At 66.3% G+C, this 21,487-nt stretch carries 20 protein-coding genes and 1 pseudogene; 5 read left to right on the top strand and 16 right to left on the bottom strand.

Features of this window, described 5'->3' with window-relative positions:
- Positions 1-3: 3 nt before the first annotated feature.
- The 13 genes from ABEA93_RS34960 to ABEA93_RS42220 all read right to left on the bottom strand — a co-directional run bounded on the left by ABEA93_RS34960 (position 4) and on the right by ABEA93_RS42220 (position 12,231).
- On the bottom strand, positions 4-255 hold the full coding sequence (locus tag ABEA93_RS34960) for a hypothetical protein (RefSeq protein WP_345679952.1): 252 nt from the start codon (positions 253-255) through the stop codon (positions 4-6).
- Positions 252-515, bottom strand: coding sequence for a hypothetical protein (locus ABEA93_RS34955; RefSeq protein WP_345679951.1), 264 nt, complete (start codon positions 513-515; stop codon positions 252-254). Before ABEA93_RS34955 ends, ABEA93_RS34960 begins: the two co-directional genes overlap by 4 nt.
- Before the next feature lie 352 nt (positions 516-867).
- Positions 868-1,524, bottom strand: coding sequence for a hypothetical protein (locus tag ABEA93_RS34950; protein ID WP_345679950.1), 657 nt, complete (start codon positions 1,522-1,524; stop codon positions 868-870).
- A complete protein-coding gene (locus ABEA93_RS34945) occupies positions 1,521-2,597 on the bottom strand; it encodes a C40 family peptidase (protein WP_345679949.1) in 1,077 nt (358 codons plus the stop codon). The genes ABEA93_RS34950 and ABEA93_RS34945 overlap by 4 nt, the downstream gene beginning before the upstream one ends.
- Before the next feature lie 43 nt (positions 2,598-2,640).
- Positions 2,641-2,931 (bottom strand): hypothetical protein, encoded by a 291-nt coding sequence (locus ABEA93_RS34940; RefSeq protein ID WP_345679948.1) that lies wholly within the window; start codon positions 2,929-2,931, stop codon positions 2,641-2,643.
- 42 nt (positions 2,932-2,973) lie between these two features.
- Positions 2,974-3,774 carry a hypothetical protein gene (locus ABEA93_RS34935; RefSeq protein ID WP_345679947.1) on the bottom strand — a complete coding sequence of 267 codons (801 nt, stop codon included), beginning with the start codon at positions 3,772-3,774 and terminating at the stop codon, positions 2,974-2,976.
- Positions 3,775-3,848: 74 nt separating this feature from the next.
- A complete protein-coding gene (locus ABEA93_RS34930; protein ID WP_345679946.1) occupies positions 3,849-5,138 on the bottom strand; it encodes an ATP/GTP-binding protein in 1,290 nt (429 codons plus the stop codon).
- Positions 5,139-5,469: 331 nt separating this feature from the next.
- Positions 5,470-6,948: an SCO6880 family protein gene (locus ABEA93_RS34925; protein WP_345679945.1), complete on the bottom strand. Its 1,479-nt coding sequence runs from the start codon at positions 6,946-6,948 to the stop codon at positions 5,470-5,472.
- Positions 6,949-6,966: 18 nt separating this feature from the next.
- Positions 6,967-8,973, bottom strand: coding sequence for a TrbL/VirB6 family protein (locus ABEA93_RS34920; RefSeq protein WP_345679944.1), 2,007 nt, complete (start codon positions 8,971-8,973; stop codon positions 6,967-6,969).
- Between the two features lie 47 nt (positions 8,974-9,020).
- Complete coding sequence (locus tag ABEA93_RS42305; protein WP_486394663.1) at positions 9,021-9,815, bottom strand: DUF8175 domain-containg protein; 795 nt, start codon at positions 9,813-9,815, stop codon at positions 9,021-9,023.
- A gap of 26 nt (positions 9,816-9,841) precedes the next feature.
- A complete protein-coding gene (locus tag ABEA93_RS34910) occupies positions 9,842-10,213 on the bottom strand; it encodes a hypothetical protein (RefSeq protein WP_345679942.1) in 372 nt (123 codons plus the stop codon).
- 120 nt (positions 10,214-10,333) lie between these two features.
- Positions 10,334-11,557, bottom strand: a complete 1,224-nt coding sequence (locus tag ABEA93_RS34905) for an SCO6880 family protein (RefSeq protein WP_345679941.1) — start codon at positions 11,555-11,557, stop codon at positions 10,334-10,336.
- 2 nt (positions 11,558-11,559) lie between these two features.
- Positions 11,560-12,231 (bottom strand): DUF6668 family protein, encoded by a 672-nt coding sequence (locus tag ABEA93_RS42220; RefSeq protein WP_425585209.1) that lies wholly within the window; start codon positions 12,229-12,231, stop codon positions 11,560-11,562.
- Positions 12,232-13,088: 857 nt separating this feature from the next.
- Here ABEA93_RS42220 and ABEA93_RS34900 point away from each other — a divergent pair.
- A complete protein-coding gene (locus ABEA93_RS34900) occupies positions 13,089-13,859 on the top strand; it encodes a transposase family protein (protein ID WP_345679940.1) in 771 nt (256 codons plus the stop codon).
- A gap of 61 nt (positions 13,860-13,920) precedes the next feature.
- On the opposite strand, the gene ABEA93_RS34895 is transcribed toward ABEA93_RS34900, so the two are convergent.
- Together ABEA93_RS34895 and ABEA93_RS34890 are read right to left on the bottom strand one after the other, a co-directional pair.
- Positions 13,921-14,583 carry a response regulator gene (locus ABEA93_RS34895; protein WP_345679939.1) on the bottom strand — a complete coding sequence of 221 codons (663 nt, stop codon included), beginning with the start codon at positions 14,581-14,583 and terminating at the stop codon, positions 13,921-13,923.
- Positions 14,580-15,707 (bottom strand): sensor histidine kinase, encoded by a 1,128-nt coding sequence (locus tag ABEA93_RS34890; RefSeq protein ID WP_345679938.1) that lies wholly within the window; start codon positions 15,705-15,707, stop codon positions 14,580-14,582. The genes ABEA93_RS34895 and ABEA93_RS34890 overlap by 4 nt, the downstream gene beginning before the upstream one ends.
- Positions 15,708-15,936: 229 nt before the next feature.
- Here ABEA93_RS34890 and ABEA93_RS34885 point away from each other — a divergent pair, with 229 nt between their 5' ends.
- The 3 genes from ABEA93_RS34885 (at position 15,937) to ABEA93_RS34875 (ending at position 19,976) form a co-directional block, all read left to right on the top strand.
- Positions 15,937-16,368, top strand: coding sequence for a DUF6223 family protein (locus tag ABEA93_RS34885; protein ID WP_345679937.1), 432 nt, complete (start codon positions 15,937-15,939; stop codon positions 16,366-16,368).
- On the top strand, positions 16,368-18,545 hold the full coding sequence (locus ABEA93_RS34880; RefSeq protein WP_345679936.1) for an MMPL family transporter: 2,178 nt from the start codon (positions 16,368-16,370) through the stop codon (positions 18,543-18,545). The genes ABEA93_RS34885 and ABEA93_RS34880 overlap by 1 nt, the downstream gene beginning before the upstream one ends.
- Positions 18,546-18,704: 159 nt before the next feature.
- Positions 18,705-19,976 carry an APC family permease gene (locus ABEA93_RS34875; RefSeq protein ID WP_345679935.1) on the top strand — a complete coding sequence of 424 codons (1,272 nt, stop codon included), beginning with the start codon at positions 18,705-18,707 and terminating at the stop codon, positions 19,974-19,976.
- Positions 19,977-20,502: 526 nt separating this feature from the next.
- On the opposite strand, the gene ABEA93_RS34865 is transcribed toward ABEA93_RS34875, so the two are convergent.
- A protein-coding gene (locus ABEA93_RS34865) for an IS5 family transposase (protein WP_345679934.1) occupies positions 20,503-21,320 on the bottom strand; the annotation gives its coding sequence in 2 pieces (ribosomal slippage) (positions 20,503-20,963 and positions 20,963-21,320; 819 coding nt in all).
- 81 nt (positions 21,321-21,401) lie between these two features.
- Between ABEA93_RS34865 and ABEA93_RS34860 the strand changes: the two are divergent.
- A pseudogene (locus tag ABEA93_RS34860) lies at positions 21,402-21,487 on the top strand (IS5/IS1182 family transposase); the annotation flags it as partial.

Here is a 21,487-nt window from a genome sequence, read left to right as displayed (position 1 = left end):
CGATCAGCTCGCGCCAGATCCATTCGAACTCGTGTTGGACAGCCGGTGGTAAGGCACGCCCCGGGCCGACGTGGTCGCCTCGGCAATCGGCCGCACCGGTTCGGCGAACGCGGCCGCGCGTTCCGCGTCGCGATGCACGGTCAGGCGCCGGTCCTCGTCCATCACCTCGCGGTGCAGCCGGTGATCGGAACGCGCCAACGAGCAGGCGAGCGTGGCCAGGGACGGAGTGTCGAGGACGAGGTGGTGGAGGATCACGCGACGTCGCCGAGCTGCGCGGCGAACGCCGCGCGGAGCCTGCGGCCCATGTCGCTGCTCTCCTCGTCGGACACCTCGACCCCGAAGTGCTCGGCCAGGTAAGCGCGGGTCCGCTTCGCCCGCTCGGCCCGCTCCTCGTCGGTCAGGGTCGACTCGGCGAACTCCTGGACCAGCGACCGGATCGACGTCCCCCTCGACTCCGCGAGCACCGCCAGCCGGTTACGCACCTCGCTCGAAACACGGATCATCGCATCAGACATACCCGGAGTACATGCGTGTATACGTCTCTGGTGGTGGGTGCAGAAGGGGGGTTCCGGCGCAGCAAGTTTCCGCGCTCCTTCTCGTCTCGGCGCGTTACCGGAGTGTCGGACATGCCCGCGGCCAGATGAGGCACGGCCTCGAAGTCTCGCCCAGATGGCACAGATCCGCATCAGCGCCTCGGAGTGCTGCCGCGACGGCGTTGGCCCGGGAGGCCTTCGGTGCAGAACCAGGGCAGGTACCCGGTCACGGAATCGTCGGTGGAATCGAAAAAACAGAATCGGTTCGGACGCCGCGCCGCGTTGGCCTCCTCTGTCGGGCCGCCGGAAGCGGTCTTGTGGAACGGAATCGAAATCAGTCAGCGACGATTCCACTGACCTGCCACGCCGCGTCCACACCGTCGCGCGACAAGGTCGTGTACACCACGGTTGTGTACGGTTCGCCCTGCCAGCCGTCACGCCCCCGTGGAGTCACGGTGACAGCCCATTTACGGTATGCGTCAAATGGTGTGTCGGCTGGTTGGCCCATTTCGATGGCGGGCTCGGCGACGACTGTGGTGACCACGTGATGCGTCGACCATTCGAGCCATTCGCCCATTCCGCCCGACTGCTGATTGGCTTCCCGAAAATCGGCCGCGAGTGTCTCGTCCAGATAAGGCAGCGTGCGCAACATCGAGTCGTACGGGGACCGGTCGATGTCAGTGTCAGCGGCATACATGACAATAACCGCCGACTTGCTCGTCGCGGTGGCATCATGACGGTCGATCTGCTGTGGTGCCGGGACCCCCGCAGGGGTGGCTGAGGGAATACGCGGCACCAGGGTCGCCGAGGATTCCGTCGCGGTGTCTCGACTCCGCGGCACCGCAGAGCCGGAAGAACGCACCTCCGCCGGCGTGGGAGGCCGATATCCCTCCGCTTTGGGCGGGCCGCTGTGAAGGCTGCACGCGGCGGTGGCGAAGAGGACGGCGAAAGCCGGAGTCGCAAGGGCGATGAGGCGTCGTATCCGGATCACGAGAATCTCCGGATGGCGATCTGCCGTCCCGCGTACTGGCTGAGGGTTGCGGCCCGTACGTTTCGTCCCGGCCGCGGTGCCTCGATGATGTCGGTCGTTGCACCCGTCTTCGGGTCGCGGACAGATCCCGTCCAGATGACTACGTGGACAGGATCCGATTTCGGGGCGGCGTCTCCGCGTCCGGAGTTCTCGGCCCAGATGTATATGGCATCGCCCGGCTGCATCTGAGCCCGATCAGCAACGGGCTGGCCGGTGCCGTCTTTCACCTGATATCCGGTGTAGTGGGCCAGGGGGACGTCGGGCTGGATGTGCATGGCCCGCCGCGCTTGATATACCGCGTAGAGAACGAGGCCGGAACAGTCGAATCCTCCTCCGGTCGGCCCGTTCTTGTCGCCCCCGCCCCAAATATAGGGGAGTCCGATTTCTTGGCGCGCTTGACGAACGATTTCCAAACCGATGGTGGACGCGGGTGAGGTATCCGACGCTACTATCTGTGTGGCGTACGTCTCCATGTTGGTGCGAATATTTTTGACGTACTTCTGGGTCTCCCCGTAGGGCGGGACACCTCCCGCCTTGATCACCGCACCCGGGCCCGCGTTGTAGGCGGCGAGCATGTTGTCGATCCGGTCGCCCGGCACGTTCGCCACCTTCTCCGCGACCTCGCAGTCGAAGTAGGCTTGCGTGGGAATCGCGTCCTGCGGATCCCTGATGTCGTATTTCTTGTCCCCGTTCCCGTCGACCGCGCGCCCCCTGGCAACGAGGTCGTTCCAGGTCCCCGGCATGAATTGTGATATCCCTTGAGCACCGGCACTGCTGTCGGGCGGGTCAGTGTTCGCGTTTGATTCCTGGGTCAACTGTGCAGCGAGCAAAGCCGGCGAAACAAGGTCGCATGCTGGTTGCTGAGCTGCAGCGGTGATCGCGTTGATGACGACCTTGCTGTAGTGCATCCCCTTCTTGGCTGCTTCGCTCAGGCCGACATAGTCGATGACTTTCATGATGCCATGCGAAACGTCCGCTGCTTTTTGCCATGCGGAGCAGCCGGCCAGGAAACAAAGTGATACAACGACGGCCATCGGTGTGCGCCATCGCGGAATATTAGTCGTCAATATTCTGCCTCTAGTCCCATAGGGCATACTCGGACTCGGACCTCCTGGGCTGCATCCTCTCGGATACGATCTCGCTGTATCCCTGTTGGACCTCAATTTTTTGGGACGTGTCCGCACGGGGGGTGACGCGGTAGGCCAAGTTATTCTTCCTGACCCGAGAAGCAAGAGCCCTGACGCTCCTGAAGCCGACGCTGGTGACGTCGCGAACCATTTTCCTCAGATTTTTGCTTTGTGCCACATCCTTGATGCTTTCACTGGCCATCTCGGCAAGCATGTCTGCAGGGTTGTCGCCGTCAGCCACGTTCCACTCCCATCATGCCGGTAATGTATCCGTCGAAATGCTTCACAGCAGGAATATCGAGGCGACACCGGAGGCGGATCCGACACCGATCGCCGCGAGAATTACCCAGCCCAACCGGGTGAAATGAACGAGGGCGGGGTTTCCGGTGTACCAGGCGCCGGCCATGCCGGCACCGGTCAGCAAAACTCCGACAAAGCACGCGGTGCAGGCGGCGAGCAGCAGCCAGCCGAGCCCTTCCTGGAGACCATCCTGCAGCTCGATGTCAGCCCCCTCGCTTTTTGTCTGACTCGGGCCGAGCGCGAGAAGGCACTTTTGGCGGTCGCCACCTGTGAGATTCTGACAGCTCTCGTCAGGGCTCAGCTGGCCGGGTGTCAATTGCTTGAAGCCGGGGTAGTGCTGCTGGCATTTATTTCGCGCCATATCCGACTTCGCCGAAAGGCATGGGTTTTGGCCGACCGGGCTCACGCAAAGGCTTCGCCATTTTGCGGGGAGTCCGTCGCATGGGTTCTCGTGCAGGTCGGCTACCGTCCCCACATCCTGCATCCACTTCATCATCGATCCTTTCGAGCAAGAAGGGACCGATGCGGCACGACATTTCGGCGGTGTAATATCGAGATTTGTCTTCGGCTCACCGTCGGGCACGTACTGTGCGTCCGAAGCAGTCCACTGGTTCCATTGATCCATCGTGTCGGGTATTGCGCAGTAATAATGGAAGGTGACGCCCCATATATCCTCCGGAACGATGAGGCAGTTATCCCCGTAGACCCGCAGGCCCTCCGGGTCGCCCGCGAATGCGGGTGCGGGTGTCACGACCCACGACAGCGTCAGTACGGCCGCGAGCATCCCGAGCAGACACCGCAAGGTCCGTACCGCCGTACGTCGGCACGGCAAGCCGGGACGTGTTGCTCCGACATTGCTCACCGCACCCACCGGCGATTCGTGTCGTTGATGGACAACTCGGCACGGGTAAGCTCCACGCGCACCGGGATTCCCGGCCGGCCACCGACTTTCACCATGAACTTGCCCAGCCCGGGCGGAGGAGCCTTGCGGTCTGCTCGGGTGTCCCAGGCCGGCGGTGTGGCCCAGTCGGTGACCATGCGCTGTTCCGCCGTGGTCATGCCGACCACTTGGGTCAACTCCGGCATCTCCGCAGCGGGCAACCCACCACAGATGACCATGCCGGCACGCTCGACGAAGCCTTTGGCCTTCATGCGGTCTTCTTCGGCACCGAGGGCCAAGAGGTCCGCCATGGTGTGCGTGATCATCGCGACTCCGACACCGCGTTGGCGGTTGAGCCGTGTCAGTGCATCCACGCGGTCGACAAGCCCACGTCCGGCCCGGAGCACACGCCAGAGTTCGTCGAGGATCACGAAGTAGTGCCGCTGTGGCTCAAGTCCCGCGTCAGCGAGGGCTTGGGCGACAGAGACGGCGCCGAAGCCGTAACTCCAGCAGGCCAGCAGTGCCGCAGCCTGAACCTGGGTTTCCGAGTCGTCGATACTCGAGACGTCGAAGCAGACCGGCCGGTCGTGCTGCATCGGTTCCGACGTCGGACGGGAGAACATGCCTCCGAGGCGTCCGCTGTCGAGGAGCCCTACCAGCGAGGCTTCCACAGGTTCCACGATGTCCCGGTATCGAGCCATGTCGCCACGGTCCAAGACGGCTGTGCGCAGTTCGTCGGGCGCCTGGCGGATGACATCCAGGAGATCACTCATCACCGGAGTGCGCCCCAGGCGTTCGTCCAGAAGGCGCAACGCGACGTCGAGCACCGTTTCTTCACGGTCCGTCACGGGGTTCTGGCGCAGGATCGTCAGCAACGACGCCACCGTGATGACGCGGCGACCGTGGACATCGGCGATGAGTGCGCGCCGCGCGTCGCCCGTGAGACGCTGCGCCGCCATCGTTGCTTCGCCCGGGTCGAGGACGTTGAGGCTGCCGCGCCCCCGCCCCAGGGTGATGACCTGGCCGCCCAACGCCCGCACCAGATCGACGTAGTCGGGTTTGAGGTCACCGAAGATCAGAGGGTTCACTCCGTATCCGGCAAGCCCCAGCGCCTGGCGTCGAACCAGAGTTGATTTGCCCAATCCCGGCTTCCCCAGGATGAACTCACTCGGGTTCAGAATGAGGTTCGCGCGCTGGAACCAGCTGATCGGATCGCAGCAAAGCGAGGCTCCGCTGATCAGCGACCGGCCGACCGGCACGCCGATCACGGGGATTCCCGCGCCCGCGCCGAAGGGCCACAAACCACAGACCTGCACGCTGGTCCCGCGCCATTCGACGGGTGCCTCGACGTGTGACGTCCGCCCGCGTCCCCAGCCGGTCCAGCCACGCGGGCTCGGAGCTTGAGATTGCCCTGCAACTCGCCGCAATCCGCGCTGCTTCGAGGGATCCCCCCGCTGCGCCGCGTCCGGCACCCGCGGCCCTGCGTGCGCGGCTTCGGAGGCCGACGCCCGGTCCCCACGCGGCCTGGATTCATATCCGAACACGACCTCGCCCCTCTTCGTTGTCTCGTCTTCTTCGAACCGCCGAGCGGTCGGTGCGTCACCGTCTGCGCCGCACCTTCCGCGGAACGCGCAGGTGATCGCCGAGCACCAGGCCCAGTGGCAGTGCCGCGGCAAAAGCCATGGCCTGTGCCCCATATGCGCGACGAAGGCGAATCCGGGCGGTCGCCGCCAGGTTGTCGACCGCAGCGCCGGCTTTGGGCATGTCGTCGCCGTCGAGAACCGTGGCGGTCAGCAACAGCGCGAAGCGGACGAGCCCCGCGCCGACCGCTTCTTCCCGTGCGGACTGACTCGCGGCACTCAATTCGACCGAGTCCCTGGCCTGACCGAGACGTGATTGCTGTGCCTTGTACAGGGCGTCCTTGCGGTCGCGCTCGACGAGCCGTGCGGAGTCGCCAGGGCTGTGCGGCCGGTAGACGAGAGTGACCCGCTTCCGCACGATGTCGGGGTGTGGCGCGACCAAGCGCGTCAGCACGCCAGAGAACACTTCGCCCCGTGGTGCTTCGGTCATGGTCCAGGTGACCGAGTGGGCCCCGTCGTGCCGGTAGTGGTCCCATGCCTCGACAGCGCCGATCGGTCCCGCGTTCTCCCAGTCCACGCTCGTCTCGCGCGAGAAGCCCACGTCCGCGCTGACCGAAGGGTCGTAAGCAGTACGGACCATCTCCACCAACTCGCCTACGGTCGCAGGCTCGGCAGGTCCCGCACCGGTCATGATCAATCCGTCGATGATCCCCGGCAGCCGCAGTCCGATCTCGTCACCGATCTGACCGGGTGTCCGCTGCTCGTTGTGCTTGCCTTCGGCGGCGTAGGTCAGCGTCACCCATGTGGTGATCTCCGCGGAGCCGACGGGATATTCACGCATCACATCCGCAAGGACGTCCCGGGCGATTTCCGGAGCCAGCGAATTGATGTTGCCGATGACTTCTCTCCGCAACCGCTCGCCGGTGTCCGGAGCCGCTTCGATCGTTGCCGCGGCGGCGACAAGCCTCGGTTCGTAAGCCAATGAGGCAAGCCACTGGCCCCAATAGGCAACCCATACGTCGACCTGCGCCTGATCCACCAGTGATGCGCCGTCGGCAGTACAACTCAGCACGACCGAGTAGTGGCCTGTTGCCGGGTGGACCACCAAAGCGAAAGGGGCTCCGTACCCGTCGACGGCCTCGTGCAGCGTGACACCGGCCAAGAGGCCGGGCGGACTGCAGCCACCATTGGGCAGTAGCCCGATGGGGCCTGCGCGGTAGAGGTGTTGGCCGAGTGTCAGTCCACGGAACCACGCCATTCGCGAGCCCAGCCACTGCAACCCGTTGCGCCCATGCTGATCCCGGACCTGAAGTGGTGCCAGTATCAGCAGCATGATGATGCCCAGGAGTACTCCGAGGGCGCGGGACGCCATAAATGTCAGGCTAACGACGGCCATTCCACCCAGCAGAACCATGGTCCCGCCCAGGCCCAGGCGGCCGATGCCCGGTGAGGACGGCTTGCGCCAATTGCCGTAGGTTCGGATTTCGGATTCCGGCACCGGGTTCCTCCTTCCTTATCAGTTGGGGGGTTGCACAGTCCGGCTTCCCGGGGGACCGTCTGCCAGGCGGTCGAGATATTCGCCCAGCGACCCGTTGGCTTCCTCGCGCACCACATCTGCCAAACTGGCCGGCCGGCGAATCTGGCCCTGGCTCAGCCGGTCGGCGTAATTGAGAACCGTCGGCATCAAGGTGGCGGTGGCGGGTGAGGCAGGGGAAGCACCCAAGGCGGCTTGGGCGGCGTCGCGGGCGCGTGCGGTGGCCGAACTCGCGTCCGGGCCGCCGGGATACGAATTGGGGCCTGCTGCGATGTCCTTGTGGATGAAATCGACGGCGCGAGCGCCGAAGCCCACGGGCTGGTTCGGGAACTGCTGGTCGACGGTGCGCCGGTCGAGTCGGGTCAAGGACTCTGGGGGCGCCCAGCGTTCGTGCACCGGCGGCACGGCGCCTCCGCCGGCACCGCCGTTTGGGCTGTCGACCGAACCGGGGAGGCTGCCATCCGCGCCCCGACCGGCGCCGTCGGGACCCGGCTCGACGCCGTTGTCGAGATCCGCGGACCCACCGCCGGTGCCTGCGGGGTCATCGGTGTTCGGTCCTGGTGCGCCTCCGCCCCCGGTCGGTCCGGATCCCCCGTCGCGGGGATCGCTTCCTGGGCCTTCGGGTCGGTCAGGCGAGCCCTGTCCGCCGGCGGCCCCTGTCGCAGGCCGCCCACCGGTGCCGACGGAGATGGCTCTGGCGGTTTCCGCCGCGCCCGCGCGGACTGCGCGGAGCGAATTCCCCGCGCCCGAAATCACATGCGGCGCAGCCCTCCTGGCGACGTAGGCGGCACCGGCCAACGACACTGCGCCGACGGCCATCCCCGCACGCACGGCTGCGAAATTCGTTCCGCTCGACCCCGCCGCGGGCGACATGAAAGGCGCAGCAGCTCTGAGGGTCGCCGGTCCCACCAGGGTCACGAGAGCCATCAATATGAGGCCGCGCCACTGGTCGGGGCCACCGGTTCCGGCGCCGGTTTCCTGCGCATTCGCGACGATCTCCTGATGGCCCAGAACGAAGATCACCATCATGAAGTCCGGTAGGAGGATCCAGATGACCATGCGTATGATCTGCTGCCTGAACGCCTGTCTCCCGGATTCCCCCAGTGAGGCCGCGGCGGCCATCAGCGGCATTGTCCCGACCCAGTACAGGATGAGGAAATACCTGGCGACCATGTAGATGTAGAGGACAAAGGAAATGAATACCAACACGATTCCGGCGAGAATCTCCTTGAGGGAGAAGCCGCTTCCACTGTCCACCGCATCCAGCATTCCGACGGTGGATCGCTTGAGGACCGTCGAGGCATCCCCGGTGGTTTCACCCGGAGCACCGAGGATCCGCACGACGTAGGAATCGGAGAACGACCGCGACAAGCGGACCAGCAGATCGGCAGCGGGAACGGCGAATCCGGACGCCCCCACGACCAACAGGCCCGATTTGACCATGTCTTTGGCGGGTGTCCCGTCACGACGGATCGCCAGGCGGATGCAGGCGACCATGACTCCGCCCGTCCACAGCGCGACGACGACGATCGCAGTACCGCCGCTGACGTCGGTGACACTGGCACGGATCTTGCCACCGTCCAGCAGCACGGGATCCTTCGCCTCGGTCCACCAGGTGTAGACGTCCCCCGCCAGCTGGAAGACCTGCCACTGGCACCAGTCGGGAAACGCGGTCAGCCAGTTGGGTTCCGCCTTGTCCTCATCGGCGGCGTAGTTCTCGCAAAACCCGGCCGGCTCCCCCCACCCGTCGCAACCGGTACCAGCAGTCTTGCCCCAATTCTTATAGTCATTCGCCAGGTCGCAAACATCCCTGTCACTCCCGTACGCTGATTCGTTCTCGTTGAGAGGAAGCTCACCTCCAGACCCGGAGGGCTGGCCGCAATTTCCCATTGGCAATAATGCCGGTATTGACCGACTATTTTCCTGAGCAGACGCGGCTGAAGCGGCGCCCCCCATGAGAAATCCCACGACGAGGACGAGCAGAAACACCTCGCCGAGTCTGCGGAGCGAGGGACGAAACCTCACCGACGTTCGCGTCACCGCGCACCCTCCGGAGACCAGCCAATTACCCCCGCCGGTTGTGTGTCCCGCTCGGTCATCACGGCTGCTGATCCGTCAGGCTGTACCTGGAGCTTCCAATCGCCGTCGCTCCAACTCACGGCATACAGGGAAGCGGTGGTGAGTCCGCCGGACGACGTGCGGACAAGCATGAGCGTCGCGGCGTCGTCGGTGTAGCTCAGGAACTGGAAACCGGTCAGTTCGCCCGAGGCCTGGGGTTGCCGAGGAGCCGTCGTCGGTGCAGCCAGCGCCTGGTCCCGTTGTGTGCCGGTCGCCGATTGCATTAACACGGAGCGTCGGTCGCGCGAAACAGTCAACCTGACGCTGATCTGAACCACCGCGATCAGGGCGCCGGTGGGGGTGTGTGCGAAGCATCGCACCACGTCGTCTTTCCGGCGGGCAGGGCCCGCCGTGTCCGAATACGGCACGAACTCGCCCTGGAACTGGGACCAGATGATGCCCCCAGGCGGTGCCACGGGAACCGCTCGATCGCTCGGCGGCGTTGTGGGGCAAGGGGACGCAGTGTTGATTGTGGGGAGCGACGGCGCCGCCTGCGTATCGGTCGGCGGCGAAGCAGCGGGTACCGGGGAATTCGACCCGGCGTAGCCTCGGGAGGAAGGTGGCTCGGCGCCCCTGCGGCTGGACACGAACGTGGCAATTCCCAGAACCACAACGACAGCCAGAAATCCTGCGGATATAAGGAACCCGCGAGATCTGAAGGGGTCCTCGTTGTGCACCGGACGCCTGGTGAGCGTCCTTCGAAAGCGGGACATACATGATCTCCGTCAAGCACCTGCCGCTACTTCGTAGCTGGCGAGGGACTGGATACCAGAAAAGCATTGACCAATTCCACCGACCCGCCAATCAGTAGCGTTCCGCCAGCGACCCATCCGGCTCTTCCGAGTGCCTGGAATCCTTTCCCGGTCAACCACGACGAGGCCATCATGCCGCCGACCCCCAGCCACGAGACACCAGCAACGGACCATGCGATGAGCCTTGCCCAGCCAAGAAGATCTTTGAGCTTCGTCATGAAGTTTCCCCCGATGTCGACCGTATCGCTCGGTGCCAAGGGAGTGTTGGTTCCCGTCCCGGTTCCCGTCCCGCCGCCGGTTCCATCGGCTGGAAACATCGAGAACAGATGATTGGAAACGTGAATGATGAGGCCCGACATGGAACCCTCCAGAACGATCCTTATCGAGATTCCCGTTCTCCGCCGGAAGCTGCCTTCCATTCGTCGGCGTCGTCCGTGGGCAGCGGGAGAATTCTCTACTGGTGCGGCGGTGCCGGTGCCCTACACGGACGCCGCGCTGCCCCTGCGCCGCCTTCGACGGCGACCAGTCGGCGTGCGAGCCGATTGCGGTGGACTGAGATGCTCCGGCGCGAGAATTCCGAGCGGAAGCGATGCGGCGAATCCGGATGCCTGAGCACCGAACACCCTGCGTATCGACAACCGCGACGAGACTCGGAGTTCCTGGAGCATCCGGTCTGCCGCGGCAAGTGCGTGGCGATCGTTGGCTGTGGCCGTGACGAGGAGGCCGTGCATGGCCAGCTTCGCCCGGTCAACGCGCTGATCCGCGGCTGAATACTTTCCGTGGTCGGGCTGCTTGTACAGGAGGGTGATCCGCTTTCGTAGCAGCGCGCCGTCGGGCCGCAGCACCTCGGCGACCAGTTCCGGGAGTTCGGCGACCCCGGAGCGCTTCGCCGAACTCCAGGTGACGGAGCACGCCGTCTCGTGCTGATAGTGATCCCAGTCGTCAACCGAAACCGTCGGGCAGGCGTCATCCCAACTCGGGGATGTACCGCGTCTCTCCGGGGCATATCGATTGACATATCCCGCGATGCTGGGGTCGTAGGCGACGCGGATAGCCTCGGCGACATCGGCACCGCTCAACGGGGCTGCAGGTTCGTCCCCGGCAATCTTCAAGCTTGCGGAGAGTCCCGGCAGCCTACGTCCGAGATGTGAGGTGGTCGTGGTGTCAGGCCCGCGGGTGAAACGGCCGCCCCGTACGGCACTGCCGAAGGTCAACGCGATCCTTACCGATATTACCGCCGGCCGTCGTGGAGTTGGTGACTGTGCCCCGGCCCAGGCCGCCGCTAGCCGTTCACGGATGCCGGACGCGGGGAGCACAGGCATTGGTGTCCTCGTGCCGTCGTCGCCCATGGCCAAGTCCATCGTCAGCCCTGCGCCGATCAGGTCCGGAATCCCGCTGAGCAGTGCAATCGTCCTCACCCAGCGAGCGATCCAGGATGCTGCCTGTGTGACGTCGACGGGTGATTGATCAGGAACGGGAGATTCGAGAACGATCGTGTGGTGGTTCGGCACCGGCATGTGCAGGACGCCGAACGGTCGTAGATAGGCGTCCTGGATCTCATACAGCCGAGTCGCGAAGGCCAACCCAGGAAGTGTGCTTGTTCCCAGGCTCGTTCGCGCCGTTGTCACTGAGACCGGACGGACATCGGCCACCCGGTCGCCCGGTAGCCACAGGTTCTCCGCTGCTGCTGATTTCGGCGGCATTGCTACCGCCCCGCCCACACCGAGGTCGCCGACGGGCGGCTCGGCTCGGTGTTGGGGGCAGCAGCCCGTGCGGCAGCCTGCCTGAGTTCGCCTGCGAGCGTAGAAAGCTGGGGCGGTGCCTCCGGCAGCGTGAGGCCCTGCCCCAGTCGCCAAGCCGCGTTCCAGGGAATCAGCCACACCCTCGGGAAGCCGCCGCCGACGACGTGAAGTCGTTGGCCCAGAACTTCGGGAAGGGGGCCAGGGGCATCGGCAACCGCGACCAGCCCCCACAGCCGGACAGCTCCGAGCGAGTCGGATGCCCACTGACGTGCTGCGTGTTGCGCATCACGCAAGCCTGTCGCGTTCGTGCGCGCGACCAGCACAACGCCGGGACGCGAGCCGTCGACATGGATCGGCCATCCACGGGAATCCGTGTCGCCGCCGCCCAGGATGGTCGCCAGAGTGGTCGCACCGGCGCCGCCATGGCATGCGACCCACCACCATGGCGGTACGGGAATGGCAGGGGCGATTCGCCACAGAGGCAGGCCTTCACCGCTCACCGGCGCAACAAGGCCCCGGGTAATTGCCGTGACACGCGGTTCTGCAGCTGCGACAACCTTCGGTCGCGGCGCCGGTTCGGCGCTGGCACTCGAGGGCACCCATGGATTCGCATTCGGATTTGCCCGCCTAGACATGGGAGCCCATTTGCACATTCACCGGGGACTCCCCACGACCGTCCCCGCCCCCGACTGGGCCCAGCCGAGCATGCCCCAGCTGTTGCATGAAGCCGCTCTTGATGCCGGCGTAGGTGCTCGGAGACAGCGGCGTGACCGTGCCAGTGGTCGTTGGCGGCGTCACAGGCTCGACTTGGTCGGCCGGCAGGGTCTGGACGGGCAGCGCGAGACAATTCGAGATGCCGGAACCCAGCATCGATGCGGCCATGACGTCCTCCGAAGATTTCCACCTACCAACTGGGTAGCTCCCGGGTGAGCCCGAGGCCCGGAGCTGACGAGCCAGTCTGTCGAAACTATTGCCTTGGCTTGCGATTTCCGGCAATCCAGATCGCGCGGAACACAGGGCCCGCGGCGCAGTGGAATCGATCCGCATGCTCCGCCGCAATCGCGACACGACACAGTTCCTTTTGATTATCGGAGTTAATAAATGAAAAAAGAGAAGAAGAAAAAGAGAAGGTATTCGGGTTCGTCTCGCTGAGGGGACCCGTTGCGCGATGAGGGCGAAGCGGACGCATTCACCCCGACGGGGGCAAAGTGGATGGCGACCTCGGCCGCGGCGCAGGACGGACAGCTGCGGGGCGTGTGGCGGTTGCGGTGCCACCCGCGGCCAGATCTGAGCAGGCGGTGCATGGGCTGAGGGTCTGCTGGCTCCCGCCCACTGGCCGGTGCCCCAGTAGTCCAGTGGTGTCTTATGTGAGCTGGTGGCTGTCATTGCCGCCCCCGGGGACGGCCGATAGCGGGCTGGGGCGTGCGCGGTCGCGTGGGAGCAGCTGCTTAAAGCGTGTTGCAGAACGGCCTGATCTGGGCATCTCCCTTGTGTGGGTGGGGTGTTGACGGTCGAGCGGGTGTGGGTGGAGACGTTCACGGGTTTGCCCTTGGACCAGTTTCACCGGCTGGTCAGGGTGGTCCGCGAGCGCGGGGGTGAGGGGCCGCGGACGGGTCGTCCGTGGTGTCTGCCGTTGGACCGCAGGGTGTTGCTGGTCGCGGTGTACTACCGCACGAACTTGACGATGCGGCAGATGGCGCCGCCGTTCGGGGTGTCGCCGGCGACGGTGTGCCGGGTCATCCAGCGGTTGGGCCCGCTGCTGGCGGTCGAGCCGGTCCGGCGTCCGTTGCAGGCCGAGGACCGGTTGTGGATCGTGGACGGCACGCTGGTCCCGGTCCGCGACCGGCGGATCGCCGCGTCCAGCCGCAACTACCGCTACTCCGCGAACGTGCAGGTCGTCGTGGACGCGGACAGCCGGCTGGTGGTGGCCACCGGCCGCCCGGTGCCGGGCAACCGCTCCGACGCGCAGGCCTGGCGGGCCACCGGCCTGGCCGACGACTGCCGCGGCGTTGCCCTGATGGCCGACAGCGCCTACATCAACACCGGCATGGCCGTCCCCCACCGCAAACGCCCAGGCCGCCCGCTGCTGCCCGCCGAGGAAGACGACAACGCCGACCACCGCCACGTCCGCGTACGCGTCGAACACGCCATCGGCCGGATGAAGAACTGGAAGATCCTCCGCGACTGCCGCCAACACGGCGACGGCCTCCACACCGCCGCCCAAGCCATCGCCCAACTCCACAACCTCACCTACGCCGCCTGAGCAACCGGACCCCGGACCCACCCAAACACGCAGCTCACAGCATTCTGCAACACGCTTTAGGCTAGTGGTTCCTTGGGGTCACCAGGCCGGATTCGTAGGCGACGACGACTAGTTGGGCGCGGTCGCGGACGTGGAGTTTGGTCATGGCCCGATTGATGTGGGTTTTCGCGGTGTGCGGACTGATGACCAGGCGGTCGGCGATTTCGTCGTTGGACAGGCCCTGAGCGACCAGGACGAGGGCCTGGCGTTCGCGGTTGGTCAGCGCGTCGAGGGCCCCGCTGACAGCGACGGGTTGCGCCTGGGTTACGTACCGGTTGATGAGCTTGCGGGTGATGGCGGGTGCGAGCAGTGCTTCGCCGCGGGCTGCGACCCGAACGGCGTGCAGGAAGTCTTCGGGCTGGATGTCCTTGACGAGGAATCCGGCGGCGCCGGCACGGAGGGCGTCGAGGACGTATTCGTCGAATCCGTAGTTGGTGAGGATGACCACGTGCACCTGTGCCAGGGCCGGGTCCTCGACGATGCGCCGGGTGGCCTCGATTCCGTCGACGACGGGCATTTGGATGTCGACTAGGGCGACGTCGGGCAGGTGCTTGCGGATGAGAGCGAGGCCTTCGTTGCCGTCGCCTGCTTCCGCCACGACCTCGATGTCGTCTTCGACGTCGAGGAGGGCACGGAATCCGCTGCGGATGAGCGGCTGGTCGTCAACCAGCAGGACACGGATCACGAGGTCTGCTCCACGGGGAGTTCGGCTTGGACGGTGAATCCTCCCTCGTGGCGCGGCTCCGCGCGCAGTCTCCCGCCGAGGGCGGTGACGCGTTCGCGCATTCCGAGCAGGCCGACGCCGGGTGTCGGCTCCGCGTCCGGGCCGGCTTTGCCGTCGTCGTCGACGCGGATCGCGAGAGCGTCGGGCCGGTGGTCGATGCGGACCGACGCGGTGGCGGCGTTGGCGTGCCGGGCAATGTTGGTCAGGGACTCTTGGACGATGCGGTAGACCGTCCGTTGCACCGCGGCTGGCACGTCGCGCGGTTGCCCTGCGACCGTGAGTGTCGCGTCCAGGCCGATCGCGCGGGCGCGTTCGACGAGTTCGGGAAGGTGATCGAGCCCCTGCGGAGGGGTGGTGTCGTCGTCGCGCAACGCCTCCAAGGTGGCGCGCAGCTCTCGGTTGGCTTCCCGGCCGGCTTCCTGGATCGCCAGCAGCGCCGCCGGAATTTCTTCGCTGCGCTTGCGCGCCAAGTGGACGGCAACTTCGGCCTGCAGCTTGACGATCGATATCTGGTGGGTGAGCGAGTCGTGCAACTCCCGTGCAATGTGCAGGCGTTCCTCTTGGGCGCGGCGCCGCGCGGTCTCCTCTCGGGTGCGTTCGGCTTCGTCGCCCCGCTGTTCGGCTTGCCGCAGCGCTTCGCCGGCCGCGCCGGCCGCGACCAGCCACGCGACCTCGAGGGCGCCTCGGGCCTGCGCGAACGCGTCGCCCAGGTCGTGGAGGGAAACCAGGGCCGCCAGCGGAAGAGTGGCCAACATTGCGACGGATGCCGCGATAGTGACGCGGCGGTGCCCCTCGCGCATGGCGGCGTATACCGCGAACAGGAACGCGATTGCCGGCACGTCGAAACCGGCTGCCTGGTAACCCGCCGCGCACAACCCGGTGACCGCCAGAACGAGAACCGGGGTCCGGCGCCGGGCAGCCAGTGCCAAGCCATCGACCAGCAGTAGCACATACCCGAGAAGTGAGCCGAACCGACCGACGGAGTGGTCCGTCGACAGCCCGGTGGCCAGCAGCGTCGCCGCTACGCCGACGGCGATCGCCCCGTCCCTGACTCCGGCTGGAACACCGGACTGTCGCACCTTCATGCGCGCACCTTAACCGCAGGTCGCCAACGGGCGAGTCCTCCCCGCGGGTGAGCGACGTGCCGGCGCATCCGCAGTATCTCGCCGGGTATCTACTGCGTCCGCCGTACCCGTGTGACCTATCTGCGGCAGCGCGAAGTGCATCTCTCTGCGGGACGACGGACAGGGCCTGGACGGACACGATCAGGCTAAATCCAAAACCTGGGCACGAGACGAATGCAGAGGAAGGCATATGAGTTCAGCAGGAGGCCTGTTGATGGGCGTGATGGCCGCTGATCTCGGCATCGGCAACGAGCGCGTGGGGGCGACCGCGGCTGCGGTGGTCGCGTTGACCAGCGTGGTTGTCGGTGTGCTTGTGTCGGCTCGCGCCGCCGGCCACATAACTGCCCGCGCTGGAGGCGGTACCGGGTCGGACAGTGCAGTGGCGGCCGTCGGGGCGGGGCTGTTCGCCGTCGTTCTGGTCGGGCTTCATCTGGCCGACCCTTCCGCCGGTGTTGAGACCGAAACCGCAGGTGCAGGGGCGGTCGTGGCCACGATGCTGGGGCTGATCGACATCGTCCTCGTCCGGCTTGCTTTGACCCGTTCGTCCGGCACCGTTCGGACGGGGCTTCCCGTGCTGGACGGGGCTGCGGAGCTTTTTCGCGACGACGTGAGGACGCATTAATGGCAACCGAAACCGCTCGGACCGACGGTGCCCTTGCTCGCCTGGCCCGGTTCTGCTTCCTGCGTCGCCGCCTGGTCTTGGCTGTCTGGATCGTGGGCGTGGTCGCGGTCGCGTTCGCAGGCTTCGGCTATGGGGCTCCCGCCGACAACGACCCCTCCGGCGGCGACTCCGGGTCTGCCAAGGCCCAGAAGCTGATCGAGAAGCACTTCCCCGAACAGCAAGGGGACACGCTGACTCTCGCGATCAAGGCTGACAAGGGCATCGACGACCCCGCTGCCCGGACGACCATCGAGAAGGTCATTGCCGAACTCGTGGCCTCTCCCCTCACCGGACCGGTCACTTCGCCGTACCAGGACAAAAGCCTGGTGACAGCGGACCGACACATTGCCCGGACGACTATCCCGCTGAACGACAAGGACGCGGATAAGTCTGCCGTCAAGCCTCTGGTGGACGCAGTCAAGGACGCCTCCGGGGGCGAGGTGACGCTGGGACTGGGCGGGAAGCAGGCGGAGCGGGCCGAAACCCCAGCACCAGGCCCGTCCGAGAGCGTCGGGGTCTTGGCCGCAGCGGTAATCCTGTTCATTGCCTTCGGGTCGCTGGTCGCGATGGGCCTGCCGATCGCGACCGCACTCATGGCAATCGTCGGCGGCATCGCCCTGACCAAGCTCGTCGGGCATCTGGTGCCGTCACCGGACTTCACCGTGCTCGTCGCCGCGTTGATCGGACTCGGCGTCGGCATCGACTACGCCCTGTTCATCGTGACCCGTTACAAGGACAGCTTGCACGACGGCGACGAGCCGGAGACCGCCACCGTCAAAGCCATCACCACCGCGGGCCATGCCGTGCTGTTCGCCGGCACCACCGTCGTGATCGCGCTGCTGGGCCTCATCGCGATGGGACAGCGCATGATGACCGGCGTGGCCATCGGCGCCTCGGCGACCGTGCTGGTGACGATGATCGCCGCGGTGACCCTGCTGCCTGCGTTCCTCGGCTTCACCGGACGCAAGATCGACTCGCTGAGGCTGCCCCGCCGTGCGTCTCGTCGACCAGGGATCGGCGAGACCCCGTCCCTCCGGCGCCGTACGCCGGCGGAGCGTTGGGCAAGCGTGGTGCAGCGCAAACCGCTGGCCGCCGCGATCCTGGCCGGCGTGGGACTGCTCGTCCTCGCCGCCCCCGCGCTGTCGATGCGGCTCAGCCTGCCTGACGCGAGCGTCCAGCCCCACGACCGGAGCAGCTACACCTCTTACAAGATCGTCTCCGAGGGCTTCGGCCCCGGCTACGGCGCACCGTTGATCTTCGCCACCCGAATCGACTCCCCGGACACCGACTTGCGCCCGGTGCTCGAAGCAGTCGGCACGACCAACGGCATCGCCCGCGTCACACCGGCCCGCATCAGCAACGACGCGCAGGCCGCCACGTTCATGGCCTTCCCCACGACCGGATTCCAGGACCAGGCGACGACAGACCTGGTCCACAAACTCCGCGACGACGTTCTCCCCAAGGCAGCAGGCAGCGCAAAGGTGTACGTCGGCGGCCCGAACGCGGGCGCGATCGACTTCGCGGAGGACACTGGCTCGCGGCTTCCCTGGATGATCGCGGTGGTCATCGCGATGTCCCTGGTGCTCTTGGTCGCCCTGGTTCGCTCGGTCACGATCGCGCTCCAGGCCGCCGTGATGAACCTGCTGTCGATCGCCGCCTCCTACGGCGTGCTGGTCGCGATCGTGCAGTGGGGATGGCTCGGCTCCGCCTTCGGCTTCCCCACCGACATGCCGATCACGACCTGGGTGCCGATGATGATGTTCCCGCTGCTGTTCGGCCTGTCCATGGACTACGAGGTCTTCCTGATCTCCCGGGTCCGCGAGGAGTACGACCGCACCGGCGACACCCGCACCGCTGTCGCCTCCGGACTGGCGCGGACCGCCAAAGTCATCACCGCGGCGGCGGCCATCATGATCGCCGTCTTCACGACATCCCTGCTCGGTCCCGACGTTTCCGTCAAGCAGATCGGCCTGGGTATGGCGGTGGCCGTCCTCATTGACGCCACCATCGTCCGCATGGTCCTCGTCCCGGCGGTCATGGAGCTGTGCGGCAACGCCAACTGGTGGATGCCCGGACGTGGGCGTTCGCAGACAAGGCCGACGTCACGGACCGACATCGAAGAGACGGCCGCGGTCTAGCCACGTGCACGCCTTCTCATCGCCAGAGCGCGGGAACCCGCCCAGGGTTCCCGCGCTCTGGCGTCGCCCCCCGGGGAAACAGCGGCCTGGCACGACTGAGGTATCGCTTTCCGATCTCGGATTTCGTCAACGCTGGTTGTGCTGCCGAGGAGTGAGCCCATGAGCATGCCGTCAAGCAGCTCCGGGATTCCGGACGGGCTCCAGCGGCGTCTAGGGGTGGGCGACGCAGTAGTGGTCGGATTGGGGGCGATGATCGGCGCTGGGGTCTTCTCGGCGCTCGCACCGGCCGCGCGGGCGGCGGGCTCCGCACTGCTGGCAGGACTGGCCCTCGCGGCAGTCATCGCGTACTGCAACGCCACCTCGTCCGCGCGGCTGGCCACCCGCTATCCAGTCTCCGGCGGTGCCTACGTCTACGGCCGCGAACGGCTCGGGGCGTTCTGGGGCTACATAGCCGGTTGGGCCTTTGTGGTCGGCAAGACAGCCTCGTGCGCGGCGATGGCGCTGACGGTGGGCGTATATATCTGGCCTGACCACGCGCACGCCATAGCGGTGGCGGCGGTAGCAGTGCTGACGGCGGTCAATTACGTGGGGGTGCACAAGTCCGCGGTGGCCACCCGCGCGATCGTCGCGGTGGTCCTCGTGGTGCTCGGCGCCGTGATCGTCGTGGCGCTCACCTGCGGAACGACAGACACGGAGCGGCTTCACGTCGGCGCGGACGCGACCTTCACCGGGGTGCTCCAGGCCGCAGGACTGCTGTTCTTCGCGTTCGCCGGGTACGCGCGTATCGCCACCCTTGGCGAAGAGGTCCGTGACCCCGCACGCACTATCCCCAAAGCGATACCGATCGCACTCGGCATCACGCTGGCCCTGTATGCGGCGATCGTCATCGCAGTCCTGATGGTGCTCGGCCCCGGGCGACTCGCGCACACGACCACGCCGCTGTCGGACGCGGCCGCCGCCGCGGGCGCATGCTGGCTGGTCCCGGTGGTCAGAATCGGCGCCGCCGTAGCCGCCCTCGGTTCGCTGCTCGCCCTCATCCTGGGGGTTTCACGTACCACCTTGGCAATGGCCCGCGATCGGAACCTGCCCCATTGTTTGGCCGCCGTGCACCCTCGATTCAAGGTCCCTTACCGGGCTGAACTCGCGGTTGGCGCCACGGTGTCCGTCCTTGCGGCCACCGTGGACGTGCGCGGCACCATCGGATTCTCGTCCTTCGGAGTACTCACGTATTACGCCATCGCCAACGCCTCGGCCTGGACGCTAACCCCCGCTGAAGGCCGTCCCAGACGCTTCATACCCGTGCTCGGGCTCGCCGGGTGCCTCGCGCTGGCGTTTGCACTCCCAACCGCCTCCGTGGCCGCAGGCACGGCGGTTCTCGCTGCCGGCGCAGCCGCCTACCTCGTTCGCCGCGCCGCAGCGCACGATGCGTGAGAAGCAACCAGGCTCCCCGACGCTGGCTCACCGCTGTTGGTCCCGACAGCGCGTCCGAGCACTTCGCGCGCCAGCTCTGCCGAAGCCGTCCGGTCCTCCGCCGGTGCCCGGTGGACGTTGCAAGGTGCTACCGCCGCCCGCCCGAACCTCGGATGCCGGCAATGCTCGCGCCCGGTCGGCACGCAGGCAACCAACTCGCGTTTGACCGCTCCGGCGCCTTGGACGAACAGAGCCTGGTAGATCGCCTCGTGCGAGATGCGCCGGGTCCCCTCATCGCCGTATTCCCCCGCCGGCCTGCCCACACAACACCTCCAGAATCCGGTGTTGCTACGAACGGTTGAATCCACCTTGACTGCCTGCGTCGCTGTGGTGGATCAACGGGCCCCTTCCGATGGGGGTTCTTTCGTGGCCGCGGCGCCACAGCGCCATCCTGAGCGGCACTTCGACCAGCTCCACGTCACCCCGGTCGCCACTGCCACTTTCGAGTCTGCCTTTGGTTCCCGCTGAAAGGCAGTAAGACCGTGTCCTACGTGGTGTGGCCTCGATGTCGTTTGAAGCAAATCAGGGCTGCGGCCAGGGTCGTGAAAGCCAGGAAGAGGTCGGATCGGCGTTCGTAGCGGATGGTCAGGCGGCGGTAGCCGGTGAGCCAGGACATGGTGCGTTCGATGACCCAGCGGTGCCGGCCGAGGCGTTGGGAGGTGTCGATGCCTTTGCGGGCGATCCGTATGCCGATGCGCCGGCCGCGCAGCCAGCGCCGTAGCGGCGGCTGGTCGTAGGCCTTGTCCGCGTGGAGCTTGCCGGGCTTCCACGGTCGGCCGCGATGCGGGTCGTGCTTTGCCATGAGTGCTTCGACGAGCGGTGTCAGGCCGTTGCAGTCATGACAGTTGGCCGCGGAGACCCCGACGACGAGCGGCAGCCCGGTGCGGTCGGACAGGACGTGCAGCTTGGAACCGGGTTTGCCGCGGTCGACGGGGCTCGGACCCGTGAGTCCGCCCCCTTTTTCGCGCGGACGTGCGCGGTGTCGACCAGGACCCGGGACAGGTCCACCAGCCCGCTGTCCGACAGGAGTTCACGCAGCCTGCGGTGCAGCCGGCCCCACAACCCCGCATCCGACCAGATCGTGAAGCGCCGGTGCACCGTCGACTTCGATGCCCCGAAGCACGGCGGCAGATGCCGCCACGCACACCCGGTCGTCAGCACGTAGACGATCGCCGCGAACACGGCCTCGTCGTCGATGTTCCGCGTCCCGCCGCCCTGCGGACGCAAACGCTCCGGCGGCAGCAACGGCCTGACTATGTCCCACAGTCCATCAGGAACGACCCAATCCCACCCCGAAGTCCCCATGCAGACCCAACGACCAAACGACCACGTAGGACACGGCCTAAGACGTCATCTCATTTGGCTCGGTAGCCTGGGCTGGTGTCGATGGTTGAGCGTTTGGTGCCGGACGAGTTGTACGAGCTGTTCGAGCGGGTGGTTCCTCCCGCTCCGGTCCGCCCGCAGGGCGGTGG

The sequence above is a fragment of the Yinghuangia aomiensis genome, from assembly GCF_039542225.1.
Taxonomy (GTDB): domain Bacteria; phylum Actinomycetota; class Actinomycetes; order Streptomycetales; family Streptomycetaceae; genus Yinghuangia; species Yinghuangia aomiensis.
Note: the sequence above shows the minus strand (reverse complement) of the source record. Positions and strands in the feature narration are given on the sequence as shown.